Raw genomic sequence first — 25,250 nt, 5'->3', positions numbered from 1 at the left:
GTGTAGGCAGGTATGGATTTTATTATAAATAGTTTTCAATTGGTTTTAGGTTCATCAATTATGGCAACTTTTGTAGCAATAGCTATACTTCTTATAAGGGTTATTTTTAAAGGCAAGATTGGCGTTAAGGGAAACTATTTAATATGGCTAGTCCTTATTTTGAGACTAGTTATGCCATATACACCCAAGAGTCAAATAAGTTTTTTTAATTTAATTAATAATAACAAGAGTATTAGTAAGGTTATAAATGTTTCAGAAGCAAAGATAAATAATAAAGTAATACAACCAAGTATTCAAACAGCTAGCGTAAATAATCATAATAATAAAATTAAAAGGGATATAAAGGATACTACAAATGAGTACTTAAAAGTGGCTGCCTTTATTTGGATTTTGGGAGTGATTATATTAGGACTCAAAACAATGATTACAGCTATTTTATTTTCACATAAACTTAGTTTTTATAAAGAACTTAGAGATGTTGAAATTTTGGATATAGTGAGAGAGTGTAAAAATAAAATTAAGATAAATAAAAATATTAGGGTATACAAAACAAGTCTTGTTAAGGTTCCGGGTATATTTGGAGTTTTTAAACCTAAGCTTTTGTTGCCAATGAATTTGGACAAACAGGTAGAATTGAATGAATTGAGATATGTAATATTTCATGAAATTTCTCATATTAAGAGAAGAGATATTGAAATGAGCTGTTTTGTTTTTATTATTCAAACAATACATTGGTTTAATCCAGTATTATGGTATTCTTTTTATAAAATGGGTACTGATAGGGAAATTGCTTGTGATGCACTTGCGATATCAGCTTTGGGAGAAAGTCAAAGTTCAAATTATGGAATGACAATTTTAAAGCTTGTGAGAGGTTTTAAAAGTTCAAGAGCAATATATGGGATGGAGAGCTTTATAAATAGCAAAGATGAGATTAAAAGGAGAATTAAGATGATTTCAAAATTTAAGAAAAAAACATATAGAATATCAATAATAGCAGTAGCAATAATAGCGATATTAGCAGCTGTTATGCTTACAAATTCAAAGGATAAACTATTAACTGAAAATAATACTCAAAATAAAAAAGTAGAAACGCAAAAATCAGAAGTTAGTAATAACGAAAAAGCAAAAAATGATAGTACTGAACAAGTAGCTACATCAAAAGAAAATAATTCGGCAGTACAAAATAAAGTAGCAAGCCAAAATGGTAATAAAACAAATAAATCTGAACAAAGTAAGCAAGCTGCTAACACACAAAAATCATCATCCGTAAATCAGACAAGTTCAAAGGAAGCTTACTATGGAAATTGGCATCTACAAAAAATTGTAGCTACTTCACCAGTTACAGCTATGGATGAAAATCAAATGCAAAGTTACATGGGAACAAAGATAAGTATTTCAAAAGAGAGCTTCAGTAATGCAAAGGTTGGAACTGTAGCAAATCCTAAGTATATAAAAAGTACAATTTCTAATGATGAATTTTATGTAGAAACTAAAAAAGATTTAAAGGATATAGGAGTGGAAGGTAATTCTGTACAAAGATTAGAAGTACAATCAAATGATGGGTCATCGCAAGGTTATATATATATCCGAGATAATGGAAGTATGGTAGCTGGCATAGACGGAGTATTTTATCAAGTACAGTAATTATTAATCAAAATGGAGCTTAAGTACATTATGGCTATTTTCATGGATAATACATTTGGAAAATTGAAATTGCAAATGCCAAGATTATCTGACGAATTACAATTTAACACAGAGTACGGAGTACAGAGTACAGAGTACAACGAAGGATGATTTTTCTACGCGAGCGTAGAAAAATCTAAAAACTTATTTTTTATTGCTGTGCAATTGCGCCATCTATGGCGCTCAGCGAAGTTGAGGAAATTTAAGTTTAAGATTTACCTAAGCAAAGCGAAAGGTAAATCATCATTCACTGTACTCTGTACTCTGTCATCTGTACTCTGCTCTAAAAGTTGTAATTTAACAGGATGAATTTGGTATAAGCAATTTTAATTTTTGGCTATGCTTTAAAATTGTATATCTATAAGCATAGCCTAAATATAAAAAGTAAAATTAATATAATAATCGCTATTGACAATGATTATCAATTACGATAAAATGTAATTAGAGATAAAAAGAGACGATTTTTATTATTGCAAATAAATTAAGGGAGTGGTAATGGAGGTGAATAATATGAGCCTATACGATTTAAATCTTAATGAAGTTGGAGAAATAAAAAATATATCAGGTGATGAGAGATTAGCAAAGAGACTACTTGCTCTTGGATTTATAGAGGGTACTAATGTTAAAGTTAAAAATTTTGCTCCATTTGGAGATCCAATATTAGTAAGTGTAAGAGGATATGACGTTGCAATAAGAAAGAATGACGCAAAAAATATTTTCTTAAGGGAGGCTTAAATATGATAACTGCTGCACTTATTGGTAACCCTAATGTTGGTAAGACATCATTATTTAATATACTTACGGGGTCAAATCAATATGTAGGAAATTGGGCTGGAGTAACTGTTGATAAAACCGTGGGATTTTTAAATGAAGGTGTTCAAATTGTTGATTTGCCTGGAATATATGCTATGGATACCTATTCAAATGAAGAAAAGGTGTCGAAAAACTTTTTATTAAATGAAAAGGTTGATGTAATAATAAATATAGTAGACGCATCAAATTTAGATAGAAATTTATATCTTACAACTCAGCTAAAAGAATTTAAAAAGCCTATTATATTAGTCTTGAATATGATAGATGTTGTAGAGAAAAAAGGAATTATTATAGATTATGATAAATTGTCAGAAGAATTAAAAGTACAGGTTATACCTATAGTAGCAGCAAAAAGTAAAAATATAGATAAGGTTAAAAATGCCTTAACTAAGGGAGAGTTTTTGCAATTTGGAAATGATAGTGATTGTCATTTTCATTCAGAAGAAGAAGCATATAAATACATAGAGGAAATATTGAGCAAATGTATAGATAAGTCATCAAAGATACAAAAATCTACTACGGAAAAAATAGATAAAATATTATTAAATAGATTTTTGGCATATCCTTTATTTGCACTCATTATTTGGATTATATTTAAGTTTACTTTTTCATGGATTGGCGGACCACTTCAAAATTTAGCCGATGGTCTTGTAAATGATTCTTTAATACCATATTTACATTCAATATTAGCGTTTACTAGCCCATGGTTTAGTTCTTTACTTATAGATGGAATAGTTGGAGGAGTTGGATCAATAATTGTTTTTCTGCCAATAATACTTACCTTATTTTTCTGTATATCAATATTGGAAGACAGTGGATACATGGCAAGAGCAGCTTTTCTTATGGATGTAGTTATGAGAAAGATGGGGTTATCAGGTAAAGCCTTTATACCTCTTGTAATGGGCTTTGGATGCTCAGTGCCTGCAATAATGTCAGCAAGAACACTTGAAAGTGAAAAAGATAGAAAATTAGCAGCACTCTTAGTACCGTTTATGTCATGTAATGCTAAGCTTCCTATCTATGCATTACTTACAGCAGCACTATTCCCTAAAAATCAAGGTTTAGTTATTGGATCACTTTATTTATTTGGAATAATTATTGCATTTATAATAGGAAAGATATTTAAGAATTCTTTATTTAAAAAGAGCGAAGAACCTTTAGTAATTGAATTGCCAGAATACAAAGTACCTGGACTTAAAAATTTAATTATGCACACTTGGGATAAAGGAAAAGGCTTTTTAAAGAAAGCAGGAACTATAATATTTTCGATTTCGGTAATAATCTGGTTCCTTTCACACTTTGGTTTTACTGGTATGGTAAGTATTAAAGATAGTTTCTTATCAGATATTGGTCGTATACTAGTCCCAGTTTTTTCACCTTTAGGTTTTGGAACTTGGCAAAATTCAGTTGCATTAATTAGTGGACTAGCTGCGAAAGAAGTCGTAGTAAGTACAATGAGCGTATTATATGGTGCAAATATTTCGGCAGTGGTGCATACGGTATTTACCCCACTTACAGCATATGCATTTTTAATTTTTGTACTTTTGTATCCTCCTTGCATTTCTGCGCTTGGAACTATGAAGAAAGAATACGGAACAAAAATGATGTCCTTCTTGGTAGTTTACCAAATAGCAATTGCATGGATTGCAGCGTTTTTAGTATATAGGATTGGAAGCCTGATATAAAAACAGAGTATAAAGTACAGAGTACAGAGTACAGTGAAGGATGATTTACCTTTCGTTTCACTCAGGTAAATCTTAGAACTTAAATGTTGTCAGCTTTGCTGAACAACATTAATATTGCGATTGCGTAAGCAATCAAAAAATAAGTTATAAGATTTTCTGTAGCTTTGCTACAGAAAATCATCATTCACTGTACTTTGTACTCTGTACTCCGTACTCTGCCTTAGCTTTTTGGTTTTAATAATAAGTATTTTAAAGCAATTATAACTATATATGCATAAAAGAAAAATTGAATAATAAATACATAGGTTACTTTTATTCCGCCGGCGAGACCTATTAAGTAGGTTAAAAACATTGCACCAAGATAATTAAAATTCATTACTATAACAGAGGCAGCTGGGACAGCTTCTTTTGATACATGCTGCATAATGTAACCTTGAAGAGCTGGATATATTAAGGAAATACTTAAACCTATAATTGCAATTCCAAGTACAGCTTGAAACCTTGTTTTACCAAGTAATAATATGAGTATGCCCAAGGAGGAGATTATTGGGGCAATAGAAAGAAATTTAAGTTGACCAACTTTTTCTAATAATTTGTCACCCAAAGCTCTTCCTAAAGTGAATAAAATCCAAAAGCCTAAAAGAATATTTGGAACATCTATTCTACTTAATCCATAATACCTTTCAAGAAAATTTCCTGCCCAGCTTGTTGTTGAAATTTCAGCACCTACATAAAAGAATATTGCAATTGCAATAGATAAAACTAGAGGATTTTTTAATACAGTAAGAGTACTAATATGTTTTGATGTGGTTTTGTGTATTGATATAGAATCAAGCCTAGAAATTAATACTAAAAATAAAGTTAAAGCTATAATATGAACTAAATAAGTATAATTAAAATTTATTTTATTTTTTAAAATGAACCTATCTATTGGTAAAATTAAAATTCCACCTAATCCAAAACAAGCATTTAAAAGACTAAATTTTTGATATTTTTTTGGAAGAAGTGAGATATAAGTACTAAGTAATATGGAACTTAATCCACAAGCCAAGCCTGAAATAAAATATCCAATTAAAAGTACATAAAAAGATTTTGAAAGTAAAATTACAAAACTTGTGCAGATTACAAATAAAAATGATAAATAAAGACCTCTTTTTAGCCCAAAGGTTAACATGAATTTTACTCCAAAAATACTTATAATAAATGAAGCACAATATACAACTGATGGAAGCATTGCTATAACGCCATTTGATACATTATATGTGTTTTTTATTGTAGTTATAAAGGGAGATAAAGTATTTGAAAATAGCGATATAAGAAAGCAGCCTAAAAAAATTATTAACGTGTTTTTTAAGTTTTTGTCCATAAAATCCTCCTTGAAATGTAAATACATATTAATTTTAAACTGCTTTTAATAATTATTAAAGGGGGAAATTATAATTAAGGCATTTTTATAGTTTTATCCTTCATTGCACCCTGATGGCATAGAATATTAAATAGTTTAAAAAGAACTGTATCAAGGAAAATTCATTACGAAAATTGCTATTTAAGCAATTTGAAAATTTATATTAACCAACAGTTGAATTATTCTATAATAATTCGTTTGAATATGAGGGTATATAATGATACGCTTATATCAGTAAATATTTACTTTTATTATTAATTACTGCAGTATAATTAACGGAGGTATTTATGAATATTAAAGTTGGTAAAAAGATATATGAATTAAGAAAAAGTAGGGATATGACGCAGGAAGAATTGGCTTCTGAAATGGGGGTATCCATAGCGGCAGTTTCAAAATGGGAAACTGGCAATTCTATACCAGATATTTTAATGTTATGTTCAATTGCCGACTTTTTCGATGTATCAACAGACGAATTACTTGGAAGGACAAAGAATAGGAAGAAAGTAATAGTTGTTGATGATGTAGAATTTATTAGAAATACACTGAAAAAGGTATTATCTGAAAACGGATGTGAAATTATCGGTGAAGCTGCGGAAGGAAAGGAATTATTAAATATGTTAAAAAAGAAAAAAGCAGATTTAATATTTCTTGATATAAAAATGCCTGGTATGAATGGGATGAAGACACTGGAGTATGTTATGAAAGATTACCAGAAGATTAAAGTAATTATGTGTTCAGCAGTAAAAGACAAAGAAGTTATTGATTCGGCAATAGCATTAGGTGCAGCTGGGTATGTTACTAAGCCATTTTTACCAGATGCAATTATAACAAGTATAAACATGATTTAGGAAAGTTTGTAATCTTTTATATAGATATACTTTTTCAACTACCAAAATCAATTTGCATCAAAATGCCCAGAATACGGCATTTTGATACAAATTAATTTTGAAGTTTCTTAGTTGTATTCATATCGATACGCTCATTGATGCATTTTAATTCAATATATGAATTAAGTGCAAAGACCTTCTATATAGTAAGCCTAAATTGTATACTTCAGGCATTTTAAAGAAAATAACGTTATATAAAAATAGCCAAAAATAAAAATCGATAGAAAACTTTCTATCGATTTTTATTTTATTACTCTAATTCCGCACTAGTTTCTTTAGGTTTAAATAATAAATATTTTCCTGCTACCAATACTATATAAGCATAGAATACTATTTGGATTATGAAAACATAAGTAATTTTTATTCCAGCAGCAAAACCTATAACGTAAGTTAAGGTTGTAGCACCTAAATTATTAAATATGTTTATAATTGCTGAAGCAGCTGGTACATCGTGCTTTGAAACATGTTGTACAATATATCCTTGAAGAGCAGGGTATATTAAAGATATTGTTATTCCAATTATTGCAACACCTAGTATAGCTTGAGTTTTAGTTTTACCAGACAATATTACAAATATACCTATGATTGCTATTAAAGGAGAAATTGTAAGAAATCTAAGTTGTCCGATTTTTTCTAAAATCTTATCTCCTATTGCTCTACCAAGTGTAAATAGAATCCAAAACCCAGAAAGAATATTTGGAACTTCTGTCTTGCTTAGTCCATAGTATTTTTCAATAAAGGTTCCAGTCCAACTTGTAGTTGAAATTTCAGCACCAACGTAAAAGAATATTGCTATTGAAAGCAATAAAACTAATGGATTTTTTAATAATTTAAAAGCACCACCATTTTCTTCTGTATCACTGCTTTTAGCAATTGGTATTGGATCGAGTTTGATTGCCAAAATAAAAAATACAACTATAGTTATAATGTGTATTATATAAGTTTGGTTAAAATTTATACCTGATTTTAAGATAAATTTGTCTATCGGTAAAATTAAAATTCCACCTAGACCAAAGCAAGCATTTGAAAGACCAAATTTTTGATATTGCTTTGGAAGTACTGAAATATAAGTGTTTAATATTAACGAACCCATTCCAACAGCTAATCCAGAGAAGAAATAGCCAACTAAAAGCATATAAAATGATTGCGAAAATAAAATTATTAAACTTGCTAAGATTACAAAAGAAAGACCGAAATACAATCCCTTTTTTAGTCCAAGCATTGGCATTAGCTTTGCTCCAAGCATAGCCATTATGAACGAAGCACAGTATACAACAGAAGGTAGTACTGCTATAAGGTCATTTGATACATGATAAGTGTTTTTTATAGTGGTTATAAAGGGTGACATTGTGTTAGAGAATAAAGACAAAAAAAATAACCCTATAAAAATTATTATCATGTTTTTTAAGTTTTTATTCATATTTTCCTCCTTGGGGGTTTTTATTTGCCATAAGGAAAATATGTACGTTTACATATAACATCATTTAAATTCCCGTTTAAATTGTTTACAATGCATATATTATACCACATCTACAATAAAGTTAAAATACAAATTCAAAAATAAATGCACAAAAAATAATTGAAATGAGCAAAAATGAAAGTAATATAACAATATATTCATATATAGGTTAAGTTATCATTTTTAATAAAATAGATTCAATAATTAATCAACAAATAATTATTGACAAAATATGGAAACGAGAATATAATTAATCATGAAATCGGTTGCATGTAAAAATATGTATGGGGGAATTGTTATGAAAAACTTAAAAAAGTTATTAGCAATTGCATGTGTTTTAGCGATGACATCAACTGTATTTGCAGGATGTGGAAGTAGTGCTGGGACAAAAGATTCTTCGGACAAAAAAGTTACCGTAGATATATTCCAGTTTAAGGTAGAGTGCAAAGATGCTCTGCAAAAGGCTACAAAGGAATATATGGATGAGCACAAGAATGTAACTATCAATTTACAAACTGTAGGTGGTGGACAGGATTATGGTGCAGCATTAAAAGCAAAGTTTGCATCTGGCGAGGAACCAGCAATTTATAATATTGGTGGACCTCAGGATGTTCAGGATTGGAAAGAAAAACTAGAGGATTTATCAGATCAACCTTGGGTATCTAAAGCATATGATGGAACTCTAGATGCAGTTAAGGATGGCAGTAAAATATATGGTTTGCCATTCGATATGGAGGGATATGGGCTTATATATAATAAAGCAATACTAAAAAAAGCAGGTATTGATGCAGATTCAATAAAGACATATGCAGATTTAGAAAAAGCTGTTCAAACTTTAGATTCAAAGAAAAAGGACCTTGGACTAACAGCAGTATTTGGTACAGCAGGAAAGGAAACTTGGGTTGCTGGATTACATGATTCAAATTTACCATTTGCTTTGGAATTAAAAGATGGAGTATCTGCATTTAAAGCTAAAAGCATTAATTTTACTTATGCAAATGGATTTAAAAAATTATTGGATTTACAAAACAAATATGCTTATAAACCTGATGGAACAGATAAATCTATAAACAGTGTTGATTATTCAACTCAAGTTGAAAAGTTATTTTCTTTAGGTAAAGTTGCCCTCATAGAACAAGGTAACTGGATTTACTCAACTGTTTCTGGAATAGATAAAAATATAGCTGACAACATGGGATTATTACCAATGCCAGTTGATGGAGGAAAAGATGGATGCATAGCAGTTGGTGTTCCTATGTATTGGTCTGTAAATTGTAAAAAAGATGCGGCAACTAAAAAGGCTGCTAAGGACTTTTTAAATTGGCTCTATACATCTGATAAAGGTAAATCGATGATAATCAATGATTTTAAATTTATACCTGCATTAAAAGGATATGATGCAGCAAATTTGCAGCCAGTTGATCCAATATCAAAAGAAATAAATAAATTCTCTAAGGCAGGAAATACAATTCCTTGGGTATTCATGGGATATCCAACAGGTTGGGGACAAAATAAATTAGGTGTTGATATACAAAAATATACTGCAGGAGAAATGACTTGGGATAAGCTTGTTGAAGATGCAAAATCAACATGGGCAGACTCGAGAAAATAAAGTATACTTTTTAAATATTGCGAATTAAATCAATTCACAATTCACGATGCACAATTCACAATGAAGGTAGATTTTCTGTAGCAAAGCTACAGAAAATCTTAAAACTTATTTTTTTATTGCTTACGCAATAGCACCATTTATGGTGCTAAGCGAAGCTTATAATTTAAGATTTACCTGACGCAAGGAAGGAAAATCATCCTTAATTGTGCATTGTGAACTGTGAATTGTGAATTGATTTAATTAGTTCGTAGTAAATTTATTTTGTTTACTAAACCAAGATAAGGGGGGAAGTATTGTGAAAAAGGTTAAGTGGTCTTTTTGGGCTTTTATAGCTCCTATTTTTATAGCATATGCCCTAGTCCAGCTTATTCCATTAATATTTGGAATATATTATTCCTTTACAAATTGGGATGGCATAAAATCGAATATTAGCTTTATTGGGTTAAAAAATTATGCTGAAGCTTTTAGTGATAAAACATTTTTGAACTCATTTGTTTTTACTTTTAAGTTTACAATATTATCAGTTGTTGTGTTGAATTTACTTGGTTTTGGTTTAGCGCTTTTGGTTACAAGAAAATCCAAATTTAATAACATATTTAGAACGATATTTTTTATGCCGAATTTAATTGGAGGACTTATTTTAGGATTTATATGGCAATTCATTTTTACTCAAGTTTTTGCAGGACTAGGTCAAGTAACCGGTCAAAAATGGATGCTAGGATGGCTGTCTGATGGCAAAACTGGATTATATGGGTTGGCAATTTTAATGGCTTGGCAAATGGCTGGATATTTAATGGTAATATATATAGCGGCACTTCAAAATATTCCACAGGAGTTAATTGAAGCTGCTGAAATAGATGGAGCGAATGTTTTTCAAAAAGTTAAAAGTATAATAATACCACTTGTTAGACCAGCTTTTACTGTAAGTGTATTTTTAACTTTATCAAATTCATTTAAGTTATATGATCAGAATTTATCTTTAACAGCAGGTGGACCGGCAAAATCAACTGAAATGCTTGCTATGAATATATATAATACAGCATTTCAATTTAATAAAATGGGTACAGCACAAGCTAAAGCGGTTGTATTTTTAGTAATGGTAGGGGTAATTTCTCTTACGCAGGTATACTTATCTAAAAAAGGGGAGGTAGAGGCATAATGAGGAAACATAAAAAGGTTACACCCAAAATTATAATTACTTCAATATTAAGTATAATTTTAGGACTTGTTTTTTTATCCCCCTTTTATATTATTGTTGTAAATTCATTTAAATCCAAGAAAGAACTATTTGAAAGTACACTTGCTTTGCCTCATCAATTTATTTTGGATAATTACAAGGAAGCCTTGAATGAGTTAGAGTTTTTTAAATCTTTTAGCCATTCTTTAATTATAACTGTTGCGAGTATTATTTTGCTTTTAATATTTTCGTCTATGGCAGCATGGATGTTAGAGAGAACGAAAAGTAAGCTTAGTAACATAATTTTTATGATTTTTGTATTTTCAATGATAGTTCCTTTTCAATCAGTTATGCTTCCACTTGTAAAACTTATGGGGCAACTAAATATGTTAAATATGGTGGGTATAGTATTTATGTATTTAGGATTTGGTTCATCGATGTCAATATTCCTGTATCACGGATTTATTAAAAGTATACCTCGTGAACTTGATGAAGCAGCAATGATAGATGGATGTAACAAGTTTCAAACTTTCTTTTATATAATATTCCCACTGTTAAAGCCGATATCCATAACAGTAGCAATATTAAATACAACCTGGATATGGAATGATTATCTGCTTCCTTCACTTGTAATCAATAAGCCAAACACGCTTACAATACCGCTTAAAACCTTCTTCTTCTTTGGGGAGTATACAAAACAGTGGAATTTAGCATTAGCAGGATTAGTACTTGTAGTAATTCCAGTAATAGTATTTTATTTTATAGCTCAAAAATACATTATAAAATCCATAACAGCAGGAAGTATAAAATAGCATGTTCTGGTAAAAATGCAGTATATAGAATTAATAGTTTCTTAACAACACCCCATGATATAATAATTATGAAAGGCGGTGGAAGGATGAAAAAGAAACATTTAAAAATCTATATTACTGCATTATTTGTTATAATTGTGCTTGCTTTTGGAGTATCCTTTTTTGTAAGGAATAAGAAGGTATATGGCAGCAGTGATGAGGCGAAAAAATATACATATGATTTACCGTTTAAGCATTATGAAATTAAGGAAACTAAATTTAAAAATAAGGATTTTAATATAAAGAATTATGGTGCTGTAGAAGGCAATAATGTAAAACAAAATACAGAGGCTTTTAAAGAAGCAATAGAGGCATGCACAAAAAATGGTGGTGGAAGAGTTGTAGTTCCAAGCGGGAAATTTATAACAGGTCCAATTGAGCTTAAGAGTAATGTTAACTTGTACCTTGAAAATGGATCTACAATAGAATTCAGTACAAATCATGCTGATTATCCAATTATAAAAGATGAAGGTTCATCAAAATATGTTGTTGCATCTCCTATTTATGGGTACAAGCTAAATAATGTTGCAATAACGGGTAATGGAACTATAAACGGTAGGGGGGATACCTGGAGACCTGTAAAAAAGGAAAAGGTAACAACAGAAATGTGGAACAGCTTAGTTAAAGGCGGAGGAGTAGTAAGCGGTGATGTATGGTGGCCATCTAAGGAAGCAGAAGATGGAGAAGCGTATTTAAAGGAACATAAAAATAAACTTACTATTGATGATTATAATTATTTGAAGGATTATCTAAGACCATATATGATATATCTTAAAAATTGCAGTTCTATTTTAATAGATGGGCCAACTATTGAAAATTCGCCAAACCTTTGTACAAATATAACAGGTGCTAAGGATGTAATTATAAGAAATACTAAGGTATATAATGAACTATATGCTCAAAATGGTGATGGTATAGATATAAGTAGTTCTAGTAATGTTCTTATATATAAATGTAACGTTAGCGCTGGTGATGATGATATAGCACTAAAATCAAGTAAGAATAAAAATGAGAAATTTGCCCTTCAAAATGTTGTTATTGCAGATTGTACGGTAAACTGGGGACATGGTGGTTTTGTGGTTGGCAGCAATACAGATGGTGGTATGGAAAATGTTTATGTGCATAATTGCATTTACAATGGAACCGATGCAGGAATAAAATTTAAAAGTGCAATTGGAGAGGGCGGTACTGTTAAGAATATATATGTTGATGGAATTAAAATGAAAGATATAAAAACAGATGCAATATCTTTAGATTCTTTTTATGAAAACAATGCACTTGGTGAAAATAATATTTCAAATTCCCAAAAAGATCTTATTCCTATATTTGAAGATATTCATATTAGTAATATAACTTGTAATGGAGCGTTAAATGCAGTTTATATGAAAGCACTACCTAATGCACCCTATACAAATCTATATTTTAATAATGTTGAAATCAACTCAGATAAGGGATTTGAGGCTGAAAATACAAGAAATATAAAATTAACTAATGTAAAAATAGTACCTAAAAATAAAGATATATATACGCTAACAAAAGGTTTAAATTATGAATTTAAAAATGTGTTGTGCCCAAAGAATACAAATATTTTTGTTAAGCTTTATGGTACTGCAAAGGATCAGATTAAACTTGTAGACACAAATACATCAAGTGCAAAAGAAGGAATTAAAGTAGAAAATTAGGATTTGACTCAGAGTACGGAGTACAGAGTACAGAGTACAATGATGGATGATTTTTCTACGCGAGCGTAGAAAAATCTTAAAACTTATTTTTTATTGCTTACGCAATTGCACCATAAATGGTGTTCAGCGAAGCTGACACCATTTAAGTTTAAGATTTACCTGAGAGAAGCAAAAGGTAAATCATTCTTCACTGTACTCTGAGTTAAATTGTAGTTTATCAGGATACATTTTGTATCTGTAATTTCCATTTTTGATGTAGTACATATATATACTTTTTTTCATATACGCCAATAGATTAGCTTGAATTTTTTTTATAAATAAAGTATAGTGACTATATAAACACGGGTTAATTAAAACTTATAGGACGTGATGTTGTGAATAGTAATGATATAGCAAAGCTAGCAGGGGTTTCTAGAAGTACGGTTTCTAGGGTAATTAATAATTATTCAAATGTCCCAGAAGAGACAAGAAAAAGAGTTTTAGAAGTAGTAAAAAAATATAATTATGTTCCCCACGCTTCAGCTAGAATGCTTGCAGGAATAAAAAATAAAACAATAGGCTTATTTATGATAGATATGAGAGAAGATTATAAGGGAAAGCAAGTTTCAATGAGCTCGTATTTTACACCGTTTACAAGTGCTATAATAGATAATGCAAATAAAAAGGGATATAACATACTTGTTTCAATGGTAAGTAATGAAAATGATTTTAAACGAGTTAAAGAAACATTTTATAATAAGAGTATTTCCGGTGGCATATTTATAGGTGTTAAGGATAACGAATTTGCTATTAAAGAAATAATAAAAGAAGGATACAAGGTTGCAATTATAGATCAGGCTGAAAAATCTGATGAAGGTATTTATAGTAAGAGCATAATTGTAAATGCAGATAATTTTAATGGTGCATATAAAGCAACTCAATATTTAATTGATATTGGACATATGAATATAGCTCATATAACTGGAGAAGAAAATCAGTTATCTTCAATTGAGAGATTAAGTGGATACAAAAAGGCTTTATCTGATAATAAAATTAGTATAAATGAAAAGTTAATTATAAAAGGAAAATTTACAGTTGATAGTGGTTATAATGCAACAAAGAAATTATTATCAAAAGAAAAACCAACAGCAATTTTTTTAAGTAATGATAGCATGTCTATTGGTGCTATTCAAGCAATTCAAGAAAGTGGACTTAAGATACCAGAAGATATTTCTATTATAGGATTTGATGATATTGAAATTGCTAAGTATTTAAAGCCTCCACTTACAACTATAAGATTGGATATACCAGAAATGGCAGCGTTAGCAGTAAATGCACTTATTTTATCCATTGATAATAATTCAAATTTTTCAGCAAATTATATAGTAGCTGTTAAATTAATAGAAAGAGAATCTTGTAGGGCTATTAAAAAATAGCCCAATATATACTTGAAAAAAAGAATTCTGTATAGTATAGTATAAAATATAAACACGAGTTTACAGAAAGCTTTTTTAAATTAATGAAGTAAACGTTTTATAAATCAATTGTATGAAATATATTGCAATTTATTTATGTGCATAAACTATATTTATAATGAAAGAAATACTTTTTATAGATATATTACTTGAAAATAGACTATTTTTTATATTTACAAATAAACACGAGTTTACAACTTATATTATAGTAAAGGTGGGAAATTTCAATGATTGAAAAAGAAAAAAAGAATTCATGGGAATTTGAAGGTAATGATGGAGAGTTTGTTTTAAATAATCCAGAAAAAACAAGTGGGTTATATTTTCCACTTGCTAATGAGGCAGGAATGATGAGTTCAATAACTCCTTTATTAAATGGAGATATAAAAACAGGTCAAAATACGTTTTTAATGGCGCCTGTGTCAGTTGATGACTTGCATAATTGCAGAAATAGCAGAAACTTTTGGGTTAAGATTAATAATCATGATGTGTGGTCTGCTTCAGGTAATTCTTTAAGGCAGAAGAGTTTATGTTTTGAAGAGGATAGTGAAGAAAGTGTTAAATTAGAAGCTGGTTTCCTTTGGCAAAAGGTTATACGTGAGAATAAAAACCTTGGAGTAAAAGCTGAAATAACAAATATTGTGCCAGTGAGTGATGATACAGTTGAATTAATGAAAGTAACTATAAAAAATGTTAAAGCTGAGGAAATCTTAATTACCCCTACAGCAGCAGTACCTATTTATGGGCGTTCAGCAGATAACATAAGAGATCACAGGCATGTTACCTCTTTGCTAAACAGAATTTATACTAGGGATTATGGTGTTGTAGTAAAACCTACATTAACTTTTGATGAGAGAGGACATAAACTAAATTCAATGTACTATTCTGTACAAGCTACTGAGGAAAATCAAATAGCTCCACTAGGATTTTTTCCTACAATAGAGGGCTTTATAGGTGAAGGAGGAAATCTTGAATGGCCTGAAGCTGTAGTTAAAAATTTGAAAAACTATTGTGAAAAAGGAAAGCAGATAGATGGTTATGATGCCATTGGAGCAATAAGATTTAAGGATACTATTTTAAAGCCAGGTGAAAGTAGAACATATGTAATTTTAATGGGAATTAGTCAATCTGAAAAAGCTACAGAAGAATACGTAAATAAGTATGGTAGTGTTTCAAAATTTGATTTAGAATTTAAAAAGAATAAAGAATATTGGGATAATAAATTATCAGGTTTAGCTTTTAAATCATCAGATAGCAAGTTTGACTTATGGATGAAATGGGTTGAAATGCAACCGTTTATGAGAAGAATATATGGATGTTCCTTCTTACCACATCATGATTATGGAAGAGGCGGAAGAGGTTGGAGAGACTTATGGCAAGATTGCTTAGCCTTGTTATTAGTTGAACCAAAAGAAGTTAGGCAGCTTTTATTAAATAATTATGGTGGAGTTAGATTTGATGGAAGTAATGCAACAATTATTGGAACAAAGCCAGGAGAGTTTATAGCAGATAGAAATAATATTGCTAGAACCTGGATGGATCATGGCGCATGGCCATATTATACTACTAGACTATATATTGATTTAAGTGGAGATTTGGACTTCTTGTTTGAAAAACAAGTATACTTTAAAGATAAACAGTGTAGCCGATCTAAACAAATAGATGAAGCTTGGACTGAAACTTATGGAAGTAATCAAAGAGATATAGAAGATAAAATCTACAAGGGTACTATACTTGAACATATCTTATTAGAGCAGATAACGGTATTCTATAATGTGGGAGAAAATAATAATATAAGATTAGAAGGTGCCGATTGGAATGACGGCTTTGACATGGGAAGTGAAAAGGGTGAAAGTGTTACTTTTACAGCATTTTACGGCAGTAATCTTATGGATTTAAGCAAGTTACTAAAGAGTGTAAAGGAAAAGTTAGGAATTGAAGAGATTGAAATTGCAAAAGAAATACTAGTTTTAATAGACTCTATTTCGAATAAGATAGATTATAATTCCGTTAAGGAAAAAAATGATTTGTTAAATAAATATTTTGAACTTTGTGTTCATAATATATCAGGTGAGAAAGTTAAAGTTAATATTGATGAGCTTTCAAAGGATTTAGAAATGAAAGCTGCTTGGATAATAAACCATATTAGAAACAATGAATGGGTAAAAAATTCAGAGGGCTATGAATGGTTTAATGGTTATTATGATAACGCTGGAAAGGCATTGGAAGGAGATTTCCCTTCTGGAGTAAGAATGACGTTAACTGGTCAAGTATTTCCTATAATGGGTGGAATAGCCGATGAAGAGCAAATAAAAAAAGTAATTTCATCAACTAATAGATATCTAATGGATACCAATATTGGCGGTGTGAGATTGAATACAAACTTTAATGAAGTTAAGTTAAATATGGGAAGGTGCTTTGGATTCGCTTTTGGACACAAGGAAAATGGAGCTATGTTTAGCCATATGGCAGTAATGTATATCAATGCTTTGTATAAAAGAGGATTTGCAAAAGAAGGTTATGAAATTTTAAGTACTATATATAATCATTGTACTAACTTTGAAAAAAGCAGGATTTTCCCTGGAATTCCAGAGTATATTAATGATAAGGGAAGAGGAATGTATCATTATCTTACTGGTGCTGCAAGTTGGCTCTTACTTACAATGTTAAATGAGGTATATGGAGTAAAGGGTTTGGTTGGAGATTTGATTATAGAGCCTAAGCTTGTTAAGGAGCAGTTTGATAAAAATAATTCGACAAAAGTATTCACTAATTTCAGAAATAAAAAGCTAAGCATAGAATACAAAAACATAAATAATTTAGAGTATGGTGAATATAAAATTGCTTCAGTTACTATAGATAGTGAAAATTTAAAAATGGGTTTACCACAAGTTTGTGTTACTATAAGTAAAGAAATTATGGATAAGCTTGAAGATAATAAGGAACATGAATTAATAATAGAACTTGCATAAAATTTTTTGGTTATGTTTTAAATAAGTATTGATTTTAACGCTTATTTAAAACATAACCAATTTTTTTAGGTTTAAAAAAATTACGAGCAGTTATTCAGAATACAAAGTATGGTGAAGGATGACTTGCTGTTATGGCAGGAAATCATCCTTCATTGTGCCTACTTAAATAGAATATCTTTAAATTTAGGCTACATATGTAATATATTAAGTAAGGTATGCAAATCAGAGGCTGCAATTTGACCTGGCGCTGATGCTTTTTTTGCTGCACCAAAGGTTAAAGCAGATCCGAAAATTTCGCCAGATAAACGACTTATTACACCGATTTTTGACATAGACATAGTGATTATTGGACGGTCTGCATACTTTTGAGCCATTTCATTTGTAGCTGAAAGCAATGTTAATACATCGTTTTGATTTTTAGGCATTACTGCAATTTTAGGTAAATCTGCTCCAAGTTCTTGCATTTTTCTTAATCGGTATATGATTTCCTCCTCTAATGGTGTTTTCAAAAAATCATGGTTAGAAATTATAACTTTAATACCAAAAGTATGAGCTGCAGCTACGATTTCTTTTACAACTTCATCACCCGTAAAAAGTTCTACGTCTATTAAATCTACTAATTTTGTAGCTAAAACTTCCTTATTTAATTTTACATAATATTCTTTTGAAATTTCTTTTTCTCCACCTTCTTTTACGCTGCGAAACGTAAATAAAATAGGTGTATCCATTAAAATTTCCCTTAAGCTTGCAAGTAATTCTTTAACTGCGCTTATATTTTCTACCTTTTCATAATAGTCAACACGCCACTCAACTAAATCTAAATTTATATTTTTTAAATCTTTAATTTCTTTAATAATCTCTTCATTTGTATTCCCTACGATTGGAACACATATTTTTGGTATACCTTCACCAATTGTAACATTTCTTACCTTGACTACATTTTTCATAGTGTCCTCCTTATAAACAACATATTATTATATATAAGTATAAATTATAAAATCAATTTCGGGTACAAAAAATTAATAAAATATATTTAAAACATAGCTAAAAGTTGGACTTGTTATTTTCTTTAATATGCCTAAGTATATGTAGCTTGAAACATTTTTTAAAACCATGCTACAATAATTACAAATTAATCTATCAATAGTTAGCAATTTAAGACAGGATGTAAATAAGTTTTAATTTTATAATAAAGTAGAAAGGGCAGGGAAGATTATGAATTGGATTGGTGATATGAACGATGTTCTAAAATATATTGAAGAAAATATTTGCAATGAAATATCAACTGATGATATTTGCAAGATTGCACACATGTCAAAGTTTCATTTTTTAAGAATATTTAATATTTTAACAGGGATAACGTTGGGGGAGTACATTAGACAAAGAAGGTTGTCATTGGCTGTTAAGGATGTTGTATCAAGTGAACTTAAAATAATAGATATTGCATACAAATATGGCTATGAAACCCCAGAGGCATTTACAAAGGCTTTTAAAAAGCTTCATAAAATATCGCCATCAGAGGCTAGAAAAAATAAAAAGAATCTTAAAGCAATCCCACCCTTGTCTTTTCAAATAATAGTTAAAGGAGAAGAAAGAATGAATTATAAAATTGAAAGCAAAGAGGCATTTAAAGTAGCAGGGGTATCAAGAAAAATTACAACAAAGAATGGAGAAAACTTTAAAATAATACCTAAGTTTTGGAATGAAGTGTGTGAAAGTGGTCAATATGATATTTTAGAAAAGAGCCAAGGTAAACTTGGAGTTATTGGAATGTGTTACGATTTTAAAATGGAAGCTGAAGAATTTAAGTATATGATTGCTGTTGAAGGCACTAAGGTTGAAGGTTTAGAGGCTTGTACGGAAGTTCAAATACCAGCTTTAACTTGGGCGATATTTGAAAGTGTGGGACCAATGCCAACTGCAATTCAAGAAGTCACAAAGAAAATTTTTTCAGAATGGTTTCCTGCAACAAAGTATGAACATGCTGATGGTCCAGAACTTGAAGTTTATTTGCCTGGAAATCCTAATGCAGAGGATTACAGAGCAGAAGTTTGGATACCAGTTGTAGAAAAGTAATAGCCAGAGTACAAAGTACAGAGTACAGAGTACAATGAAGGAGGATTTACCTTTCCTTACGCCAGGTAAATCTTAAACTTAAATGATATCAGCTTCGCTGAGCACCATATGGTGATATTGCGTAAGCAATAAAAAATAAGTTTTAAGATTCTCTGTAGCTTTGCTACAGAAAATCATCCTTCACTGTACTTTGTACTCTGTACTTTGAATAAAGGTTCGCAATGTTTAATTTACTGCTTCTAGCTTAAATTTCTGGCTGTCTGTTCCTTTAAAGTGCTGCTGTACTATAGGTGCAAAATCACTGGAAGTATTGTGTTCAACTTCTAAGCATTTTTGGCTATGCTTAGCAACTATATTATAATATCCTCCACCACAAGGTACTAGTTTAAATCTAGTGCTATTGCTTTTTATATTAGTGCTGGATTGAAAAATTGGTGCTAAATCAGAAGTACTGCTATCCTTAACTTGTAAGCATTTTTCACTGTGTTTAGCAATAATATAGAAATATCCACCACCGCAAGCTACAAACTTAAATTTTTGACTATCATTATTATATGAGTGAAATTGAATTAAAGGAGCAAAATCATTAATATTGTTGTTTTGAATTTGTAAGCATTTTTTACTGTGTTTAGCTATTATACTATAATATATGGTTTCGGGTATATAAGAATTTATAAACCATATAGAATTATCTAATTTAGATGAAGTAGTTTTTAAATAGTAACTTCCATTAAGATATTTATAATAAGCCATGTAAGGTTCATCGGAAAAGTACCTATTTTTTATATAAACAGCATCTCCAGATCGTATTATATTATCTACAGAGCAATCAACTTTTTCTATCTCCCATTTTTGTTTATTGGTGTTGAAATCTTTTTTGTAATAGTAAAAAGATAATTTTGTCCAAGCACCAAGGTAACAATATTCTCCTAATGTGTGATCATTTGTTTTAATTTTGACTATATCTCCGGATTTCAAAACATCCCTATTGGGTTTTATTATAGAAAGCATAGTGCCCGCTTTCCTCATTTTAGGATATATGAGATAATTATTGTCTGAATAACCTATAAACTTTCCGCTTTTATTTTGCAAGGTTACATTTAAAATATTCTCTTCTGGTATTTCGTCTATATATATATGATCCTCTTTTAAACTATTTTTAACAAATTGAAAGTGTAATAATGCAGATAAATTGAAATTATAGTAATCTGTTGAAGTTTTTTCACTAGTATTTCTTGCTTCACCTAGCCATTTATTTGCATTGTAATCTTCAGGTACTTCAAGTGAAGCTCCGTTTATTTTGATTTTACTTATATTTTCTTTCCAAGCGTTACTTTGATCATGTTTTTTTGTAGATAAGATTTGTTTTAATATAGTTTCCGTTTCCTTATTTAAATTAGCATATGAATTAACAAAAAATTTTAAGTGATTTTTTATGCATTTTAGTGCTGTTATCATTTGTTTAAAGGCAGTAAGAAAATCTGAAAGGTTATCTCTTTCTATAAAGGAATCTAACCATTGAGGTTTGTATTTGTACTTTATATATGGATAATCTGGTATATGCCCAATTCTTCTATGGCCAAAATAAACATAAGAATTATATGATGGTTTATCAGGGCTGGCTTCCTCACAATCCTCACATTTACTTACGGTAGTTAGCGGCCAAGAAGTAGTTAAATTAACTGGATTACTGACGGAACTTGTATCGTAGACAGTTTCAGATACATTATTAATGAACCAGGCAGGCATTCCAACAAAATTTGAATGTGCAAAGGTATCTGAAATTACATGTAATCTTAAGCCTATCATATGAAGTAAATAATTTTTTTCACAATGATTGTATACGATATCATTTATTGCTTTTTCAACTAAAATACTGTTCGGAAGGCAAAGAAGTTTAAATTGTTCTTCACATTCAGAATCATATTTAAAAATATAGCCAACATGGGAGTTATCATATATTTTACCGGAATACGATATTTTATTTATATTAGAGCCATAATTGCCTGGCAAAAAGTGAAAAGGAATATATATTCTTGCAGTTTCCTTTAAATGTTCACAAGACCAATTCCAATCAAGATCATAATCAGCAAGTTCATTAAAAGTCTGAGAAGTTGGGATGGGTGTGAAATTAGGAGTACAACTAACATCAAGTTTTTCGCGGCTGGAATCGTTAACATACTGCGCAGCATAGGCTATTGTTTTTGCTTCATCAAAAGTGTAACCAGCTAGTCTTGCAGCGACATAGGTTCCATAGTAGTGAAAGTCCATATCCATGAAGAATTCCCCCTTAACAAATTAAATAGACCCCTATATTTATTCTATTTAAGGTATGTTGAAAATATTACAAATAAAATATAATTAGTATTTAAAAATTTTTCTTGGATATATTGATAATGATGGATATAATAATACTATATGGGTAAAATTACTGTGTAAGGTAGCCTAAAGAAAGGCTATGTTTTAAAAAAATGTTGATATGAGATTATGGCATTAATGCACTCTAAGAATTACTCGTTTATAATTTGCTACCCATTTAGATGCATCATCCTGATGCCTAAATGGCTTTGACCGTCCTAGTCAAAATTACGCAAATTATAAATGAGCAATCCTAAGAGTCCATAAAAGTCAACACATCACATCAACATTCTTTTAAAAATAGCTAAACTTACTAAAGGAAGCTATGTTTTAAATAAGTGTGAAAATCAACACTTATTTAAAACATAGCCTAAAGAATGGAGGAAGATGATTGGAAAAATATAATTATAAGGAAGTTACTAAAAAGATACTGGAAAATAAAGAGGAGTTTAGTGACATAGAAGAAGAACTTATACATGAACTTATACAAGGTAAAATTTCAAAAGATGCAAATATAGTAGATGAGAGTAAGCTAAGTGTTGGCGACAGAATGGCAGATAAAATTTCAGCTTTTGTTGGAAGCTGGCCATTTATAATAGGGGCGGTATCGCTCATTATTATTTGGGTAATAATAAATGTTTCATACATAATAAAGCCATTTGATCCATATCCTTTTATCCTTTTAAATTTATTTTTATCATGTATTGCAGCAATACAGGCTCCAATAATTATGATGTCTCAAAATAGGGAAGGAGATAAGGATAGAATAAAGGCTAAGAATGATTATAAGGTAAATTTGAAATCAGAAATAATTATAGAAGATTTGCATTTAAAAATGGATGAAATTATAAAGAGTCAAAAATTCATAATGGAAAGAATTGATAAGTTAGAGAAAAAATAATGCAAAGTAAGAGTGTCACAGGATATTAAATGAAATTTTACAAATCATCCTGTGACACTCTTATTTTGCAAATACAGTGGTTTAAGGAAAGAACACATACCATAGGTTTGGGCGTAAGCCCATTAAGATTCTTGAACCTATATTATTAATTTCTCGTGCTCCATTTCAAAGGCATAAATTAATCAAAAATATCAGCGTGCCTACGGAATTTTGATGTATTGCAGAAACAAATCACTTCTATACGACTTTTGTAATTTAAAGTCATTCTAGTATTCGCGAGTTGCATTTCCTTGTATTATACAAAATAAATTTATACCTTATGTGATATTTTATGGGAGGAGAAAATATTATTAGTATATAGATAAATAATCTGCAAAATTGAAACTGTTAATACCAAATTCATCCTGTTAAATTACAATTTGTCGAGGAGAAGCCAAAGTACAGAGTACAAAGTACAAAGTACAATGAAGGACGATTTTTCTCCGTTATCACTACGAAAAATCTGAAAACTTATTTTTTTATTGCTGCGCAATGGCGCCATCTATGGCGTTCAGCGAAGCTGACACCATTTAAGTTTAAGATTTACCTGAGAGAAACGAAAGGTAAATCATCCTTCTTTGTACTCTGTACTTTGTACTTTGTACTTTGTACTCTGCTCCCCAAATTGTAATTTATAAGGATAAACTTGGAGTTTAACTCAGACTACGGAGTACAACGAAAGTTAAATCCTCCTTCACTGTACTCTGCATTTTAAGTGGGGTGGTAAATTGATAAACTACATATGGTTTTTATTTATAGCTTTTGGAGCTCTTTTTGGTATTGCTAGTGGCAGGGGAGAAATTTTATCTAAAGCTATAGTTAATTCTTCTGGTTCAACGGTTGAACTTGTAATATCACTTGCTGGAATAATGTGTCTTTGGTGTGGAATTATGAAGATTGCTCAACAAAGCGGACTTACGGACAAGCTGTCAAAGGTGCTGAGACCTATATTAAGATTTGTATTTAAGGAATCAAGTAAAAATGACAGCGTTATGGGGCCAATGGTTATGAATATAACTTCAAATATGATGGGGCTTGGTAATGCAGCAACTCCTTTTGGTATAAAGACTATGGAGGAAATGGAAAAGGTAAATAGAAATAAAGGGACGGCTACAAACGATATGGCAAAATTTCTTGTACTTAATGCTGCGTGTATTCAATTTGTACCAACTACAGTACTTTCAATAAGAGCTGCTTGTGGTTCTAAAAATCCAGCAATTATAATAATTCCAGCTATTATTACTACAGCTACAGCGGCAATTTTAGGAATAGTTTACTGCAAGATATTAGAAAGATACTTTTGAAAGTGAAACGCGATAGTTTTTTTTGCATTAAGCTATCGCTTTAAAGTATATAATTATGCACTTGAAAAAGATAATTTTTATTGTATTATGAATTTATATTTATCGATTGGAGGAAATTAAAATGATATGTTATTTTTCAGGAACTGGAAATTCAGAATATGTAGCTAAGTACATTGGAAATATATTGTCTGAAAAAGTGTTATCAATTGCTGAAGAAAATTTAAAAACTAAAAAGGAATATTTTTTAGAGGAGAATGAAACAATTGGATTTATTTATCCTATTTATGCATGGGCACCACCTAAGTTGGTAATTGATTTTATAAAAGATATAAAGCTAAAAAATTATAATAAAAATTATATCTTTTCAATAGCTACTTGTAGAGCAAATATTGGAAACACTATGGAAATAATGAAAAATGTTTTAAAATTAAAAAATTTAACGTTAAATAGTGGCTTTTCTTTGAGCATGCCAAATAACTATATAATTATGGGGGATGTTGATTCGAAGGAAGTTGAGAATGAGAAGCTTAAAGCTGCAGAACTTAGGCTAAACAATATAAGTGAAATTTTAGTTGAAAGAAAAAACAAGGTAATAGATGTAGAAAAGGGTGCTATGCCTTGGATTTTAAGCAATATAGTTAATCCCCTTTTTATTAGATTTGGCATAAATGCTAAGAAGTTTTATGCTGATAGTAAATGTATAGGATGCAAAATTTGTGAAAACGTATGTCCTACGAGAAATATAGTTATGGACGGCGAAAAGCCCAAATGGGAACAAAATTGTATTTCTTGTTTAGCTTGTATTAATAGATGTCCAGTTAGAGCTATTCAATATGGAAAGGCAACTCAAAATAAAGGTAGATATGTAAATCCTAATATATAGTTTTATTAAGGA

General features: G+C 30.1%; 19 protein-coding genes. 15 read left to right on the top strand and 4 right to left on the bottom strand.

Annotated elements, in window-relative coordinates; genetic code table 11:
- Positions 1-12: 12 nt before the first annotated feature.
- The 4 genes from CUEA01_RS20180 to feoB all read left to right on the top strand — a co-directional run bounded on the left by CUEA01_RS20180 (position 13) and on the right by feoB (position 4,181).
- Positions 13-1,644 carry a M56 family metallopeptidase gene (locus CUEA01_RS20180; RefSeq protein ID WP_234123727.1) on the top strand — a complete coding sequence of 544 codons (1,632 nt, stop codon included), beginning with the start codon at positions 13-15 and terminating at the stop codon, positions 1,642-1,644.
- A gap of 12 nt (positions 1,645-1,656) precedes the next feature.
- Positions 1,657-1,794, top strand: a complete 138-nt coding sequence (locus CUEA01_RS20175; RefSeq protein WP_234123726.1) for a hypothetical protein — start codon at positions 1,657-1,659, stop codon at positions 1,792-1,794.
- 399 nt (positions 1,795-2,193) lie between these two features.
- Positions 2,194-2,418 carry a FeoA family protein gene (locus tag CUEA01_RS20170; RefSeq protein ID WP_234123725.1) on the top strand — a complete coding sequence of 75 codons (225 nt, stop codon included), beginning with the start codon at positions 2,194-2,196 and terminating at the stop codon, positions 2,416-2,418.
- 2 nt (positions 2,419-2,420) lie between these two features.
- On the top strand, positions 2,421-4,181 hold the full coding sequence (gene feoB / locus CUEA01_RS20165; protein ID WP_234123724.1) for a ferrous iron transport protein B: 1,761 nt from the start codon (positions 2,421-2,423) through the stop codon (positions 4,179-4,181).
- 220 nt (positions 4,182-4,401) lie between these two features.
- Here the strand turns inward: feoB and CUEA01_RS20160 are convergent, their stop codons facing one another.
- Positions 4,402-5,547, bottom strand: coding sequence for an MFS transporter (locus CUEA01_RS20160; protein ID WP_234123723.1), 1,146 nt, complete (start codon positions 5,545-5,547; stop codon positions 4,402-4,404).
- A gap of 326 nt (positions 5,548-5,873) precedes the next feature.
- On the opposite strand from CUEA01_RS20160, the gene CUEA01_RS20155 reads away from it, so the two are divergent.
- Positions 5,874-6,434 (top strand): response regulator, encoded by a 561-nt coding sequence (locus tag CUEA01_RS20155; protein WP_234123722.1) that lies wholly within the window; start codon positions 5,874-5,876, stop codon positions 6,432-6,434.
- Positions 6,435-6,723: 289 nt separating this feature from the next.
- Here CUEA01_RS20155 and CUEA01_RS20150 read toward each other — a convergent pair whose 3' ends face one another.
- The gene (locus tag CUEA01_RS20150; protein ID WP_234123721.1) at positions 6,724-7,893 is read right to left on the bottom strand and encodes an MFS transporter; all 1,170 of its coding nucleotides are present in this window, start codon (positions 7,891-7,893) and stop codon (positions 6,724-6,726) included.
- Between the two features lie 337 nt (positions 7,894-8,230).
- Between CUEA01_RS20150 and CUEA01_RS20145 the strand changes: the two genes are divergently transcribed.
- The 6 genes from CUEA01_RS20145 to CUEA01_RS20120 all read left to right on the top strand — a co-directional run bounded on the left by CUEA01_RS20145 (position 8,231) and on the right by CUEA01_RS20120 (position 17,677).
- Positions 8,231-9,544, top strand: coding sequence for an ABC transporter substrate-binding protein (locus CUEA01_RS20145; protein WP_234123720.1), 1,314 nt, complete (start codon positions 8,231-8,233; stop codon positions 9,542-9,544).
- 295 nt (positions 9,545-9,839) lie between these two features.
- A complete protein-coding gene (locus CUEA01_RS20140; RefSeq protein WP_234123719.1) occupies positions 9,840-10,703 on the top strand; it encodes a carbohydrate ABC transporter permease in 864 nt (287 codons plus the stop codon).
- Positions 10,703-11,533, top strand: a complete 831-nt coding sequence (locus tag CUEA01_RS20135) for a carbohydrate ABC transporter permease (RefSeq protein ID WP_234123718.1) — start codon at positions 10,703-10,705, stop codon at positions 11,531-11,533. The genes CUEA01_RS20140 and CUEA01_RS20135 overlap by 1 nt, the downstream gene beginning before the upstream one ends.
- A gap of 86 nt (positions 11,534-11,619) precedes the next feature.
- On the top strand, positions 11,620-13,254 hold the full coding sequence (locus CUEA01_RS20130; protein WP_234123717.1) for a glycoside hydrolase family 28 protein: 1,635 nt from the start codon (positions 11,620-11,622) through the stop codon (positions 13,252-13,254).
- 374 nt (positions 13,255-13,628) lie between these two features.
- Positions 13,629-14,669 carry a LacI family DNA-binding transcriptional regulator gene (locus CUEA01_RS20125; RefSeq protein WP_234123716.1) on the top strand — a complete coding sequence of 347 codons (1,041 nt, stop codon included), beginning with the start codon at positions 13,629-13,631 and terminating at the stop codon, positions 14,667-14,669.
- 266 nt (positions 14,670-14,935) lie between these two features.
- Positions 14,936-17,677, top strand: coding sequence for a GH36-type glycosyl hydrolase domain-containing protein (locus CUEA01_RS20120; RefSeq protein WP_234123715.1), 2,742 nt, complete (start codon positions 14,936-14,938; stop codon positions 17,675-17,677).
- A gap of 188 nt (positions 17,678-17,865) precedes the next feature.
- Here the strand turns inward: CUEA01_RS20120 and aroD are convergent, their stop codons facing one another.
- Complete coding sequence (gene aroD / locus CUEA01_RS20115) at positions 17,866-18,624, bottom strand: type I 3-dehydroquinate dehydratase (RefSeq protein WP_234123714.1); 759 nt, start codon at positions 18,622-18,624, stop codon at positions 17,866-17,868.
- A gap of 268 nt (positions 18,625-18,892) precedes the next feature.
- Between aroD and CUEA01_RS20110 the strand changes: the two genes are divergently transcribed.
- Positions 18,893-19,753, top strand: a complete 861-nt coding sequence (locus CUEA01_RS20110) for an AraC family transcriptional regulator (RefSeq protein ID WP_234123713.1) — start codon at positions 18,893-18,895, stop codon at positions 19,751-19,753.
- 225 nt (positions 19,754-19,978) lie between these two features.
- On the opposite strand, the gene CUEA01_RS20105 is transcribed toward CUEA01_RS20110, so the two are convergent.
- The gene (locus CUEA01_RS20105) at positions 19,979-22,030 is read right to left on the bottom strand and encodes an RICIN domain-containing protein (protein WP_234123712.1); all 2,052 of its coding nucleotides are present in this window, start codon (positions 22,028-22,030) and stop codon (positions 19,979-19,981) included.
- A 472-nt stretch (positions 22,031-22,502) separates the two neighbouring features.
- Between CUEA01_RS20105 and CUEA01_RS20100 the strand changes: the two genes are divergently transcribed.
- The 3 genes from CUEA01_RS20100 (at position 22,503) to CUEA01_RS20090 (ending at position 25,238) form a co-directional block, all read left to right on the top strand.
- Positions 22,503-23,012: a DUF1003 domain-containing protein gene (locus CUEA01_RS20100; RefSeq protein ID WP_234123711.1), complete on the top strand. Its 510-nt coding sequence runs from the start codon at positions 22,503-22,505 to the stop codon at positions 23,010-23,012.
- A gap of 767 nt (positions 23,013-23,779) precedes the next feature.
- Entirely contained in the window at positions 23,780-24,355 is a 576-nt protein-coding gene (locus CUEA01_RS20095; RefSeq protein ID WP_234123710.1) for a nucleoside recognition domain-containing protein, read from the top strand.
- A 121-nt stretch (positions 24,356-24,476) separates the two neighbouring features.
- Positions 24,477-25,238, top strand: a complete 762-nt coding sequence (locus CUEA01_RS20090) for an EFR1 family ferrodoxin (protein ID WP_234123709.1) — start codon at positions 24,477-24,479, stop codon at positions 25,236-25,238.
- The last annotated feature ends 12 nt before the right edge of the window (positions 25,239-25,250 follow it).

Source organism: Clostridium hydrogenum (genome assembly GCF_021432385.1).
GTDB classification, from domain to species: domain Bacteria; phylum Bacillota; class Clostridia; order Clostridiales; family Clostridiaceae; genus Clostridium_S; species Clostridium_S hydrogenum.
Note: the sequence above shows the minus strand (reverse complement) of the source record. Positions and strands in the feature narration are given on the sequence as shown.

What these genes read in the sequence shown, in the direction of transcription:
- CUEA01_RS20180 (WP_234123727.1), top strand. Translation starts at nt 13, where the DNA reads ATGGATTTTATTATAAATAGTTTTCAATTGGTTTTAGGTTCATCAATT.
- CUEA01_RS20175 (WP_234123726.1), top strand. Translation starts at nt 1,657, where the DNA reads ATGGAGCTTAAGTACATTATGGCTATTTTCATGGATAATACATTTGGA.
- CUEA01_RS20170 (WP_234123725.1), top strand. Translation starts at nt 2,194, where the DNA reads ATGAGCCTATACGATTTAAATCTTAATGAAGTTGGAGAAATAAAAAAT.
- feoB (WP_234123724.1), top strand. Translation starts at nt 2,421, where the DNA reads ATGATAACTGCTGCACTTATTGGTAACCCTAATGTTGGTAAGACATCA.
- CUEA01_RS20160 (WP_234123723.1), bottom strand. Translation starts at nt 5,547, where the DNA reads ATGGACAAAAACTTAAAAAACACGTTAATAATTTTTTTAGGCTGCTTT.
- CUEA01_RS20155 (WP_234123722.1), top strand. Translation starts at nt 5,874, where the DNA reads ATGAATATTAAAGTTGGTAAAAAGATATATGAATTAAGAAAAAGTAGG.
- CUEA01_RS20150 (WP_234123721.1), bottom strand. Translation starts at nt 7,893, where the DNA reads ATGAATAAAAACTTAAAAAACATGATAATAATTTTTATAGGGTTATTT.
- CUEA01_RS20145 (WP_234123720.1), top strand. Translation starts at nt 8,231, where the DNA reads ATGAAAAACTTAAAAAAGTTATTAGCAATTGCATGTGTTTTAGCGATG.
- CUEA01_RS20135 (WP_234123718.1), top strand. Translation starts at nt 10,703, where the DNA reads ATGAGGAAACATAAAAAGGTTACACCCAAAATTATAATTACTTCAATA.
- CUEA01_RS20130 (WP_234123717.1), top strand. Translation starts at nt 11,620, where the DNA reads ATGAAAAAGAAACATTTAAAAATCTATATTACTGCATTATTTGTTATA.
- CUEA01_RS20120 (WP_234123715.1), top strand. Translation starts at nt 14,936, where the DNA reads ATGATTGAAAAAGAAAAAAAGAATTCATGGGAATTTGAAGGTAATGAT.
- aroD (WP_234123714.1), bottom strand. Translation starts at nt 18,624, where the DNA reads ATGAAAAATGTAGTCAAGGTAAGAAATGTTACAATTGGTGAAGGTATA.
- CUEA01_RS20110 (WP_234123713.1), top strand. Translation starts at nt 18,893, where the DNA reads ATGAATTGGATTGGTGATATGAACGATGTTCTAAAATATATTGAAGAA.
- CUEA01_RS20105 (WP_234123712.1), bottom strand. Translation starts at nt 22,030, where the DNA reads ATGGATATGGACTTTCACTACTATGGAACCTATGTCGCTGCAAGACTA.
- CUEA01_RS20090 (WP_234123709.1), top strand. Translation starts at nt 24,477, where the DNA reads ATGATATGTTATTTTTCAGGAACTGGAAATTCAGAATATGTAGCTAAG.